This window comes from Mesorhizobium sp. M1A.F.Ca.ET.072.01.1.1 (assembly GCF_004023325.1).
Classification (GTDB): domain Bacteria; phylum Pseudomonadota; class Alphaproteobacteria; order Rhizobiales; family Rhizobiaceae; genus Mesorhizobium.
The window spans coordinates 1-10,339 of record NZ_RZSF01000248.1 but is presented as its reverse complement, the minus strand read 5'-3'; the positions used below and the strand labels follow the sequence as shown (position 1 = coordinate 10,339).

Genomic DNA, 10,339 nt, shown 5'->3' with positions numbered 1-10,339 from the left:
GGCAAGGGTCCGAAGGCGGTCAACCTCCGCGCCGCCTGAGCGGGCGACGCTGCCGTCCTTCCGCTGATGAACGGCGCGGCGGGATCATGAATCGGCTTCGCAGGAAGCTTGAGTTTTTAAGGGCGCGACGGTTCCGTCGCGCCCTTTTTTGTCCGGCAAATAGTTGTATTGGCAGGCGAAAACTTTCTCTTGCCGATAGCGCTAAAATAAAGGACAAATTTCCTCTCGGGCAGTTTGCCGGCCCGAGACTGACTTGATGGGATCAAAGGAGCTTCCCATGCCGCAGACCGGCACCGTCAAATTCTTCAACCATGCCAAGGGCTTCGGCTTCATCACGCCCGACGATGGCGCGAAGGACGTCTTCGTCCATATTTCGGCCGTGCAGGCGTCGGGCCTTCCCGGTCTTGAGGATGGGCAGAAAGTGACATTCGACACCGAGCCCGACAAGCGAGGCAAGGGTCCGAAGGCCGTCAACCTGTCTATCGGCTAAGCCGGCTCAAGACAGATCCGACGGAGACTGAGCAGGCGGGGCGCTCCCGCAGAGCTCGGAATTTTGTCGAGCCGCGAAATCGTTCGCGCAGTGCCGTTCAGCCTCCGTTCAGCCACGGTCTTCTATTAACCCCTGCTAAAGCCGACCCGCATCCCCTGAAATACGCGGGCCGGCGCGAAGGAGACCGAAAATGGACCGAATTCTCAAGACCGCCATTGTGACCGCCGGCGTCGCCGCGACCACTTTGGCCACCTTCTCGGCGGCAAATGCTGATGATTGGCGCTGGCGTCGTCATCATCACAATGGCGGCGACGCCCTTGCCGCGGGCGTTGTCGGCCTGGCGGCGGGCGCCCTGATCGGTAGTGCTCTCAGCAACCCTGGGCCGAGATACTACGATCCCGCCTATGATGACGGCTATTATGTCGACCGCCCCGTTCGCCGCTACTATGTACAGCCGCGCGTCGTCTATGCCGACCGCTATGCCGAGCCGTGGACCCGCCAATGGTACGAGTATTGCTCCGACCGCTACCGCACCTTCAACTCGCGTACCGGCACATTCACGGGCAACGATGGCGAACAGCATTTCTGTGTTGCCAACTAAGACTTGCGGTTTCCAGTCCAGGCAAAAGCGCCGCCCTCCAGCGGCGCTTTTTCTTTGCGCAGAGGATCAGGCCAGGAAGGGATTCGTCCGGCGCTCCTCGCCGAAGCGGCCGCCCGGACCGTGACCGCAGATGAAGCCGATATCGTCGCCGAGCGGCAGCAGCTTGTCTTTGATCGAGGCGATCAGCGCGGCGTGATCGCCGCCCGGCAGATCGGTGCGGCCTATCGAGCCGCGAAACAGCACGTCGCCGACATGGGCGAATTTGGCCGCGCGGTTGTAGTAGACGACATGGCCCGGCGCGTGCCCCGGACAATGCAGCACCTCGAACACATGCTCTCCGAACGAGACCGTGTCGCCTTCGCTGAGAAAACTGTCCGGAATGCAATTGCGCACCGGATCGGTAAGGCCGAAGCGCTTGGCCTGGGTCTCGAGATTGGCAAGCAGCGGCCGATCGGCCTCGTGCGGGCCGATGATGTCGATGCCGAGTGCATCCTTCAGATCCATCGCGCCGCCGGCATGATCGATATGGCCGTGAGTGATCCAGATCGCCTTCGCCCTGATCGCGTTGTCCTTGAGTACCGCCACTATCTTGTCGACGTCGCCGCCGGGATCGACGACGACACCTTGTTTGTCGTCCATGTCGAAGAGAATGGTGCAATTCTGCTGGAAGGGCGTGACCGGCACGATGCCGGCATTGAGCTGACCCATGGCTTTCCTTTCGAGGTGTTGCCCTGATGTAGAGGGCACAGCCGACTGCGTCCACCGGTGATCCCTCCAAAAGAAATGGGCGGCCATAGCCGTCCATGGGAAGCCTGAAATTCTGCCAAGCCCATTCTTCATCACGGTCATGACCGCGCGCATGATGTCGGTGAGGATGGCGCCGACGATGATGCTTTGTATGTCCATCGCCCTGCCAATCCCACCGGCTGCTCCGCTGCCGTCGCCGGATCGCCCGCACCCATGAGACGCCGAATTGCTGCGCAGGCGCCCAAATAAAAGGGGCGGCCCGAAAACCGCCCCGTTGCACAAAAAGGCTGCGACTATCGCTATTCTGCGGCGATGGCGTGCTTTGGCTGCACCGCGGCAGAATAGTCGTTCATCAACGTCTTGGCGATCTCGCCAACCTCGAATCGGTACGGGCCGATTTCCGAGACCGGCGTGACTTCCGCGGCCGTGCCGGTAAGGAAGCACTGCTCAAAGCCATCGAGCTCTTCGGGCATGATGGCGCGCTCGATCACCTCGATGCCGCGGTCCTTGGCCAGGCCGATAACGGTGCGGCGGGTGATGCCGTCGAGGAAGCAGTCGGGCGTCGGGGTGTGGATTTTGCCGTCCTTGACGAAGAAGATGTTGGCGCCGGTGGCTTCCGCCACCTGGCCGCGCCAGTCGAGCATCATGGCGTCGGCGTAGCCCTTGGCCTCGGCGGCGTGCTTGGAGAGCGTGCAGATCATGTAGAGGCCGGCGGCCTTGGACTTGGATGGCGCGGTGCGCGGGTCGGGCCGGCGCCATTCGGCGACGTCGAGGCGGATGCCCTTCAGCTTCTGCGCCGGGTCGAAATAGCTCGGCCACTGCCAGATGGCGATGGCGCAGTTGATGCGGTTGTTCTGCGCCGAAACACCCATCTGCTCGCTGCCGCGCCAGGCGATCGGACGCACATAGGCGTCCTTGAAACCCTGCTTCTTCAGAAGCGTGCGGCAAGCCTCGTCGATCTCGCCGACCGAGTAGGGAATCTTGAAGCCGAGCAGGCGCGCCGATTCATGCAGGCGCTCATTGTGCTCGGTGAGCTTGAATATCTGGCCGCCATAGGCGCGCTCGCCCTCGAAGACCGCGCTGGCATAGTGCAGGCCATGGGTCAGCACGTGGATCTTGGCCTCGCCCCATTTGACGAACTCCCCGTTCATCCAGATGAAGCCGTCCAGTTGATCGAAGGGAACGGATGCCATGGAAACCTCCCGCGGGCGGGCGCCCGCCAATCGTTGTGTCATACGACCTTTCGTATCGGCCCCGCCACTGGGTCCGAAACCGCCGGCCTGTGTCTGGAAGCGTAGGCGGATATTCAATCCCTGGCAAACTTAGGAAGTTCCGGAAAAACGGCTTCCGCTTGCCTTTTCGTTCGCAATCCGCCGAAAAGCTTGTCAAAAATTATCATTTGCGGGAAATTACGTCAACAGTACTGACGTAATTCCCCGCTTGGATGGAGAAATGATGACGGATCGAAGCCCCGGAGCCGGAAAACCGATCAGGACGGCGATCACCGACGAGGACGGCATCGACTTTGCCATCATCGAGCTGTTTTTCTTTGCCTACCGCGACTTCACCTCCGATCCCGACCAGATCCTTGCCGATTACGGCTTCGGCCGTGCCCATCACCGCGTCCTGCATTTCGTCAACCGCAGGCCCGGACTGACGGTAGCCGAGCTGCTCGACGTACTGAAGATCACCAAGCAGAGCCTGGCGCGGGTGTTGAAGCAGCTGATCGACACGGACCATATTGTCCAGGTGCAAGGATTGCGCGATCGCCGGCAGCGCGAGCTCTATCCGACTGCCAAGGGCCGCGCGCTGGCACTGGCGCTGGCACGGCCACAGTCGCGCCGCATCCGTGCTGCATTGGAAGATTCCGGGACCGCCGAGCGCGCCTCGATCGAGAGATTCCTCGAGGCGATGGTCAATCCGGAACTTAGAGCGCAGATCGACATTGTGCCTGCGCAAACATCGGGGAAGAAAAATGGAGACCACTGAGAAGGTTGATCATCCGGCAGCGCCCGGCGATGATGCGCCGCATCTGCTGGTGGTCGACGACGACACCCGCATTCGCAATCTGCTCAAGCAATATTTGTCCGAGAACGGTTTTCGCGTCACCGTCGCCGGCAACTCCGGCGAGGCCCGGCGCAAGCTCGCGGGGCTGGACTTCGACCTGCTCGTGCTTGACGTCATGATGCCCGGCGAAACCGGCGTCGACCTCACCAAGGCGCTGCGGGCCGAGAAGAACGTGCCGATCCTGATGCTGACGGCGCTGTCGGAAACCGACAGCCGTATCACCGGGCTCGAAGCTGGCGCCGACGACTATCTGCCGAAGCCCTTCGATCCGCGCGAGCTCATCCTGCGCATCAACAACATCCTGCGCCGCGGCGGCCCGGCGGCGACGCCGAAAGTCGAGCAGCTCGTATTCGGCCCCTACACGTTCCAGATCGCCAAGCGCGAACTGAAGCGTGGCGGCGAGGCGCTGAAGCTGACCGACCGCGAGCAGGAAATCCTGGCGATCTTCGCCGCCCGGGCGGGCGAAACCATACCGCGGCACGAGCTCGTCGGCGACGAATCGGATGTCGGCGAACGGACCATCGATGTCCAGATCAACCGGCTGCGCCGCAAGATCGAGCGCGATCCGTCAAATCCGGTGTGGCTCCAGACCGTGCGCGGTATTGGGTATCGGCTCAGCGTGGAATAACATGCTCGCAGACGGCCTTGGCTGAATGGCCGTCTACGAGCGGAAGGGCCAATGGCGACCACGCAACTGGAAAAGCCCAAGACCGGGAGCCTCGGCGATCTCGCTTTGCGGACGCTGAGGGCGATGCCGCGCGCCTGGAACCGGTTTTGGCGCCTGGTCGCGCTCTACATGCCGAAGCGGCTTTATGCCCGCTCCCTGATCATCGTCATCGCGCCGATGATCCTTTTGCAGTCGGTCGTTGCCTTCGTCTTCATGGAGCGCCACTGGCAGACGGTTACCCAACGCCTGTCGCAGGCGACGATCGCAGACATCGCCGCCATCATCGACATGATGGAGACCTATCCCCACGACGCCGATTACGCCAACATCATCCGCATCGCCCAAGACCGCATGCAGCTGAAGGTGGATCTGCTGCCGCCCGATCCCCTGCCGGCCCCCGGGCCGAAGCCGTTCTTCTCAATCCTCGACACGGCCCTGTCGTCGGAGATTACCCGGCAGATCAACCGTCCCTTCTGGATCGACACGGTCGGCAACTCCAATGTCGTCGAGGTCCGCGTCCAGCTCGAAGGCAAGGTCCTGCGCGTCTTCGTGCGTCGCAGCCAGGCTTATGCCTCAAACACCCATATCTTCCTGATCTGGATGGTCGGCACCTCGCTCGTGCTCTTGATGATCGCCATCCCCTTCCTGCGCAATCAAATACGGCCGATCTTGACCTTGGCCGAAGCCGCCGAGAGCTTCGGCAAGGGCCGGCCGATGCCGCGCGATTTCCGTCCGCGCGGCGCGGAGGAAGTGCGCCGCGCCGGCTTCGCCTTCATCCAGATGCGCGAGCGCATCGAGCGCCAGATCGAGCAGCGCACCGCCATGCTGACCGGCGTCAGCCATGATCTCAGGACCATTCTAACCCGCTTCAAGCTGCAGTTGGCCCTGGCCGGTGGCAAGGCCGAGACCAAGGCCGCGCTGAACCAGGACATCGACGACATGCAGTCGATGCTGGAGGGCTATCTCTCCTTTGCCCGCGGCGAGGCGGCGGAAGACACCGGCCGCTTCGATCTCGATGCCTATTTCCAGAAGCTTGGCGAGGAAGCGCAACTGCGCAAATGCAAGCTGTCGACGACACTGACCGGCGATCCGACCGTGCATGTGCGGCCGAACGCCTTTGCCAGGCTGATGTCCAATGTCATCGGCAATGCCTTCCGATATGCCAAGACGGTCGAGGTCCATGCCAATCATGGCCGCGGCTCGCTGACCGTCACCATCGACGATGACGGTCCCGGCATCGCGCCGGACAAGCGCGAGGAAGTGTTCAAGCCATTCCTGCGGCTCGACGAAGCGCGCAATCTCGATGCCAGCGGCACCGGCCTTGGTCTGTCGATCGCCCGCGACATCGCCCGAACTCATGGCGGCGACATCATGCTGGAAGACAGCCCGCTTGGCGGTTTGCGAGCCGTGATCAAGGTGCCGGCTTAGTCGGACAAAGACGGCCTTCATCCCCCCGTCATGAAATCATGGTCAAGAGCGCGCATGAAGCGCGCGACCTTTATCGATTCGGCCATGCCGCCCCGCTTCGATCCCGCACCCGCCCGGGTGCGCTGGAGCGAAGCGCGAGCTGCAGCCTGGCTGCCGTTCCGCCATCGTGCCGGCGCGCCCAAGAATCTGTGCAAAGGGTCGCCATGCGAATCCTGATGGTCACCGATGCATGGCGACCGCAGGTCAACGGCGTGGTTCACACGCTGGAGCGGCTTACCGAAACGCTGAAATCCTTCGACGTCCAGGTCGATTTTCTGACGCCGAACATCTTCCGCACCTTGCCGCTGCCGACCTACCCGGACATTCGGCTCGCCTTGACAACCCCCAGTCATGTCGCGCGGCTGATCGAAGCGCACAAGGCCGACCACATCCACATTGTCACCGAAGGGCCGCTCGGCATCATGGCGCGCCGCTACTGCCGCAAGGCCGGCCGTCCCTTTACCACCAGCTACCACACGCGTTTCCCCGAATATCTCAGCGCCCGCCTGCCGGTGCCGGAGAGGTGGGCCTATAACTGGCTGCGCGACTTCCACAATTCCGGACAGGGCACGTTGGTCGCTACGCAATCGTTGGCGGACGACCTTGCCTCGCGCGGCTTCGATAAGCTGAGGCCCTGGACTCGCGGCGTCGACACCGATCATTTCCGGCCGGACAAACGCAAGGAAACCAGCTTTCCCCGCCCCATCTTCCTCTGCGTCGGCCGCGTCGCGATCGAAAAGAACCTGACCGCCTTCCTCGATCTCGATCTCCCCGGCAGCAAGGTGGTGGTCGGCGAAGGGCCGGAACTGGCAAAGCTCAGCGCCCGCTATCCGAACGCGCATTTCCTCGGCCATCGCCCGAACGACGAACTGGCGGAAATCTACGCTTCGGCTGACGTCTTCGTCTTTCCGAGCCGCACCGACACCTTCGGCAACGTCATCATCGAGGCTCTGGCCAGCGGCACGCCGGTGGCCGCCTATCCGGTGACCGGACCGATCGACATCGTCGGCGACGGCGTCGGTGGGGCCGTATCCGAGGATTTGCGCGAGGCGGCGCTCAAGGCGCTTCACATTGACCGCGCGGAGGCGCGCCAGCGCGCCCTGCGCTACAGTTGGAAGGCATGCGCCGAGATGTTCCTGGACGTGGTCGAAGAGGCGCTGGGAATGCCGCGCAAGCGCACCGATCGGGATGCGGTGACGTCAAGCCGGCCCAGGCTTGTTCTAGAATAGACGCCCGCCGTCCGGCACTTTGCGCTCGATGGCGCCGAGCACGACGGCGCCCTCCTCGTCCGGAAAGCCAAGCGTCAGCACTTCCGACATGAACGGGCCGATCTGGCGCGGCGGGAAATTGACCACCGCGAAGACCTGCCGGCCGATCAGCGTCTCCGGCGCATAATATTTGGTGATCTGCGCCGACGACTTCTTCACCCCGATCGCCGGGCCGAAATCGATCTTCAGCTTGAATGCCGGCTTGCGCGCCTCCGGAAAGGGCTCAGCCTCGACGATCGTGCCGGCACGGATGTCGACACGATCGAAATCGGCAAAGCTGATCTCCGGCTTGCGCTCGCTGCTGGAACTCATCGGCGGTATTGGCTTCGCTCAGGCGCTTCCATGGGTTTCAAAGAGCACGCTCGACAGCGCGTCCTTGGCCGACGTACCCGACCAGACGACGAATTGGAAGGCCTGGAAATAGCATTCGCAGGCCTCTAACGCCGATGACAGAAGCACCTCGACCTGCTGGCTCGACGGCTCGACCCCGCCGGCGAGCAGCAGCGATTGCCGGAACATGATCGCGCCCTCCTGCTCCCACAGGTCGAAATGGCCAAACAGCATCTGTTCGTTGATTAGCGAAAGGAGTCGCATCACCTCCAGCGCGCGCGTTTCCGGCACCTTGATGTCGAACGCGCAGGCCAGATGCAGCGCTTCGAAATCTTCCATCCAGGAAAAGGAGACATGATAGTCGGTCCAGCTGCCTGTTACCGAAATCGAAATCTCGTCGTCGCCGGCGCGTTCGAAGGACCAGTCATTGTTGTGGGCCACCTGCTCGATGACGTCCACCGGGTGGATTTCGCGGGAGAATTCGAGTTCGAGGAGTTCCATGAATGCTTCCTGTCGTTCTGAGAGCGCCGCCACACGCTCCGCGAGAGAGGGCACGCACAACGAACAATCTTGTCTAGAACTCGGACGGCCAGGACTTTCCAACGCAAAGACCCCAACCGGACCCCACCGCCCGGCGCATGACCCTGCTTCGAATCATGCAACAAATTCAGTCTATTGATCGGGAGTCGCGTGAACAGCCCAATTTTTCGCACTGCGTCATTCGCATGTGGAAAGGCGCTGTCAAAAAGATTCATGCAATGCCGGTAAGCGATTCACGGCAAAGCGATTTTTCGGATCGTGCTTTGTGGAAAAGTTTACGATTATTTTTTTGATCTGGGCTTCGCCGCAGCCGCAGGTGCGGCTTGCCCGGTCAATTCGGCGAGCTTGGCCTCGAGCGCTTCGACGCGCACCGCAAGCTGGATGTTGTCTTCTCTTGCCTTGACGGCCATCTCGCGCGCAGCCTCGAACTCCTCGCGTTTCACCACATCCATGGAGTTGAGCAGGCGCTCGGCTTGGCTGCGGAAAGCCGTCTCCATCTCGCGCCTGACGCCTTGGGCTGCCCCCGCGGCATCGGTCATCAGCTTGGCGAATTCATCGAGAATGCGGTTCGTTCCGGTCGACATGGCAAATCCTCGCTTGATTATTTTGACGTAGTGGCGCGCGGCACGGATTGCAAGCGAAGCGTGCCTTGACCCCGCCAAAACCCTGCCGCATGGTCCGCGCCCGATAGACGACCGCAACCGGAGCGACCCAGTTTGAGCGAATATTTCCTGCTGCCGCTGGCCTCCCTGCCCTTTCCCAATATCGACCCGGTCATCGTCCAAATCGGGCCGCTGGCGGTGCATTGGTACGGCGTCGGCTACATCGTCGGCATTCTGTTCGCCTGGTGGTACGCCAAGCGCCTGGCCAGCAATGCCAGCCTTTGGCCGGACGGCAAGCTGCCGATGACGCCCGAGGATCTTGACGATTTCATCGTCTGGGCGGCGATCGGCGTGGTGCTCGGCGGGCGCACCGGCTATGTCCTCTTCTACGACCTTCCACGCTATATCGCGCATCCGCTCGACATCTTGGCGGTCTGGCAGGGCGGCATGTCGTTCCATGGCGGACTGCTCGGCGTGATCCTCGCCATGACCCTCTTTTCGCTCAAGCGCGGCATTCATACCTGGACGCTGTTTGACGTCGTCTCGGCCGGCGTGCCGGTCGGCCTTGGGCTGGTGCGTGTGGCCAATTTCATCAATTCGGAGCTCTGGGGCCGTCCATCGGACGTGCCCTGGGCGATCGAATTCCCCAATGGCGGCCCGTTCACCCGGCATCCCAGCCAGCTCTACGAGGCGCTGCTGGAAGGTCTTGTGCTCTTCCTGGTGCTGCGCTTTCTCACCCACTCGCGGCTGAAGCTGAAGACACCGCGCTTCGTCGGCGGCGCCTTCATCTGCGGCTACGGCCTGTCTCGCATCTTCGTCGAGTTCTTCCGCGAGCCTGACCAGCAGCTCGGTTATCTGCTCGGCACCAACTGGCTGACCATGGGCATGGTCCTGTCCTCGCCGATGGTGCTCGCCGGCATCTGGGCCATGGCCACCGCAAAGCCGACGACGCAGACGCAGCCGGCATGACCAGGCTGAAGGAGCGCATCATCGGCCTGATCGGCGCGGTGGGGCCGATCCCGGTCAGCGAATACATGGCGCTCTGCCTGTTCGACCCTGAGGACGGCTATTATACGACGCGCGAGCCCTTCGGCGCCGCCGGCGACTTCGTCACCGCGCCGGAGATCAGCCAGATGTTCGGCGAGCTTGTCGCCGTCTGGCTCTACCAGGCCTGGCAAGGCGGCGGGCGTCCGCTGCCAGCCACCTTCGCCGAAATCGGGCCCGGTCGCGGCACGCTGATGAAGGACATGCTGCGCACCTGGTCGCGCCTCGATCCGGCGCTTGCCGCCGAGGCTTCCTTCGCCATGATCGAGACCAGTCCGCGCCTGACCGAAATCCAGAAAGAGACGCTCGCCGGCCAGAGCCCCGCCCTGAGCTGGCACCAAACCATCGACACGCTGCCGCAGCAGCCGCTCTTCATCATCGGCAATGAACTCTTCGACGCCGTGCCGATCCGCCAGTTCGTCTATGTCGGCGCCGGCTGGCGCGAGCGCATGGTCGGGCTCGACGAACAAGACAATCTTCATTTCTTCGCCGGCGCGGGTTCCGTCGACCCGGCGC

14 protein-coding genes are annotated in these 10,339 nt (G+C 62.5%); 9 read left to right on the top strand and 5 right to left on the bottom strand.

Features of this window, described 5'->3' with window-relative positions; translation table 11 throughout:
• The first annotated feature begins 277 nt into the window (after positions 1 to 277).
• Positions 278 to 490, top strand: a complete 213-nt coding sequence (locus EOA32_RS26820) for a cold-shock protein (protein WP_006202521.1) — start codon at positions 278 to 280, stop codon at positions 488 to 490.
• A 190-nt stretch (positions 491 to 680) separates the two neighbouring features.
• Complete coding sequence (locus tag EOA32_RS26815; RefSeq protein WP_128373316.1) at positions 681 to 1,091, top strand: BA14K family protein; 411 nt, start codon at positions 681 to 683, stop codon at positions 1,089 to 1,091.
• A gap of 66 nt (positions 1,092 to 1,157) precedes the next feature.
• On the opposite strand, the gene EOA32_RS26810 is transcribed toward EOA32_RS26815, so the two are convergent.
• Both EOA32_RS26810 and EOA32_RS26805 read right to left on the bottom strand, forming a co-directional pair.
• Entirely contained in the window at positions 1,158 to 1,799 is a 642-nt protein-coding gene (locus EOA32_RS26810; RefSeq protein ID WP_066994919.1) for an MBL fold metallo-hydrolase, read from the bottom strand.
• A gap of 338 nt (positions 1,800 to 2,137) precedes the next feature.
• Positions 2,138 to 3,031 (bottom strand): branched-chain amino acid aminotransferase, encoded by an 894-nt coding sequence (locus EOA32_RS26805; RefSeq protein WP_128373315.1) that lies wholly within the window; start codon positions 3,029 to 3,031, stop codon positions 2,138 to 2,140.
• Positions 3,032 to 3,293: 262 nt separating this feature from the next.
• Between EOA32_RS26805 and EOA32_RS26800 the strand changes: the two genes are divergently transcribed.
• Genes EOA32_RS26800 through EOA32_RS26785 form a run of 5 tightly spaced genes read left to right on the top strand, consistent with a single transcriptional unit; the run spans position 3,294 to position 7,268 of the window.
• Positions 3,294 to 3,827: a MarR family transcriptional regulator gene (locus EOA32_RS26800; RefSeq protein WP_128373314.1), complete on the top strand. Its 534-nt coding sequence runs from the start codon at positions 3,294 to 3,296 to the stop codon at positions 3,825 to 3,827.
• Complete coding sequence (locus tag EOA32_RS26795) at positions 3,814 to 4,533, top strand: response regulator transcription factor (RefSeq protein ID WP_059188911.1); 720 nt, start codon at positions 3,814 to 3,816, stop codon at positions 4,531 to 4,533. The genes EOA32_RS26800 and EOA32_RS26795 overlap by 14 nt, the downstream gene beginning before the upstream one ends.
• A 51-nt stretch (positions 4,534 to 4,584) precedes the next feature.
• Complete coding sequence (locus tag EOA32_RS26790; protein ID WP_082953957.1) at positions 4,585 to 6,000, top strand: ATP-binding protein; 1,416 nt, start codon at positions 4,585 to 4,587, stop codon at positions 5,998 to 6,000.
• A 54-nt stretch (positions 6,001 to 6,054) separates the two neighbouring features.
• A complete protein-coding gene (locus tag EOA32_RS38825) occupies positions 6,055 to 6,216 on the top strand; it encodes a hypothetical protein (protein ID WP_189407395.1) in 162 nt (53 codons plus the stop codon).
• Positions 6,204 to 7,268 carry a glycosyltransferase family 1 protein gene (locus tag EOA32_RS26785; protein WP_128373313.1) on the top strand — a complete coding sequence of 355 codons (1,065 nt, stop codon included), beginning with the start codon at positions 6,204 to 6,206 and terminating at the stop codon, positions 7,266 to 7,268. The genes EOA32_RS38825 and EOA32_RS26785 overlap by 13 nt, the downstream gene beginning before the upstream one ends.
• On the opposite strand, the gene EOA32_RS26780 is transcribed toward EOA32_RS26785, so the two are convergent.
• The 3 genes from EOA32_RS26780 to EOA32_RS26770 form a co-directional block, all read right to left on the bottom strand.
• Positions 7,260 to 7,619, bottom strand: a complete 360-nt coding sequence (locus EOA32_RS26780; RefSeq protein WP_066994400.1) for a tRNA-binding protein — start codon at positions 7,617 to 7,619, stop codon at positions 7,260 to 7,262. The genes EOA32_RS26785 and EOA32_RS26780 overlap by 9 nt on opposite strands.
• Positions 7,620 to 7,637: 18 nt before the next feature.
• A complete protein-coding gene (locus EOA32_RS26775) occupies positions 7,638 to 8,138 on the bottom strand; it encodes a YbjN domain-containing protein (RefSeq protein WP_066994911.1) in 501 nt (166 codons plus the stop codon).
• Positions 8,139 to 8,458: 320 nt separating this feature from the next.
• Positions 8,459 to 8,761 carry an accessory factor UbiK family protein gene (locus EOA32_RS26770; RefSeq protein WP_066994397.1) on the bottom strand — a complete coding sequence of 101 codons (303 nt, stop codon included), beginning with the start codon at positions 8,759 to 8,761 and terminating at the stop codon, positions 8,459 to 8,461.
• Positions 8,762 to 8,893: 132 nt separating this feature from the next.
• On the opposite strand from EOA32_RS26770, the gene lgt reads away from it, so the two are divergent.
• Together lgt and EOA32_RS26760 are read left to right on the top strand one after the other, a co-directional pair.
• The gene (gene lgt, locus EOA32_RS26765) at positions 8,894 to 9,748 is read left to right on the top strand and encodes a prolipoprotein diacylglyceryl transferase (protein ID WP_128373312.1); all 855 of its coding nucleotides are present in this window, start codon (positions 8,894 to 8,896) and stop codon (positions 9,746 to 9,748) included.
• Positions 9,745 to 10,339, top strand: a 595-nt coding sequence (locus tag EOA32_RS26760; protein ID WP_189407393.1) for an SAM-dependent methyltransferase, incomplete at its 3' end; no start/stop codon positions are given. The genes lgt and EOA32_RS26760, both read left to right, overlap by 4 nt.

Coding starts and splice junctions, on each gene's coding strand:
- EOA32_RS26785 (WP_128373313.1), top strand. CDS start 6,204: ATGCGAATCCTGATGGTCACCGATGCATGGCGACCGCAGGTCAACGGC.
- EOA32_RS26800 (WP_128373314.1), top strand. CDS start 3,294: ATGACGGATCGAAGCCCCGGAGCCGGAAAACCGATCAGGACGGCGATC.
- EOA32_RS26820 (WP_006202521.1), top strand. CDS start 278: ATGCCGCAGACCGGCACCGTCAAATTCTTCAACCATGCCAAGGGCTTC.
- EOA32_RS26775 (WP_066994911.1), bottom strand. CDS start 8,138: ATGGAACTCCTCGAACTCGAATTCTCCCGCGAAATCCACCCGGTGGAC.
- EOA32_RS38825 (WP_189407395.1), top strand. CDS start 6,055: ATGAAGCGCGCGACCTTTATCGATTCGGCCATGCCGCCCCGCTTCGAT.
- EOA32_RS26815 (WP_128373316.1), top strand. CDS start 681: ATGGACCGAATTCTCAAGACCGCCATTGTGACCGCCGGCGTCGCCGCG.
- EOA32_RS26810 (WP_066994919.1), bottom strand. CDS start 1,799: ATGGGTCAGCTCAATGCCGGCATCGTGCCGGTCACGCCCTTCCAGCAG.
- EOA32_RS26780 (WP_066994400.1), bottom strand. CDS start 7,619: ATGAGTTCCAGCAGCGAGCGCAAGCCGGAGATCAGCTTTGCCGATTTC.
- EOA32_RS26795 (WP_059188911.1), top strand. CDS start 3,814: ATGGAGACCACTGAGAAGGTTGATCATCCGGCAGCGCCCGGCGATGAT.
- EOA32_RS26790 (WP_082953957.1), top strand. CDS start 4,585: ATGGCGACCACGCAACTGGAAAAGCCCAAGACCGGGAGCCTCGGCGAT.
- EOA32_RS26770 (WP_066994397.1), bottom strand. CDS start 8,761: ATGTCGACCGGAACGAACCGCATTCTCGATGAATTCGCCAAGCTGATG.
- EOA32_RS26805 (WP_128373315.1), bottom strand. CDS start 3,031: ATGGCATCCGTTCCCTTCGATCAACTGGACGGCTTCATCTGGATGAAC.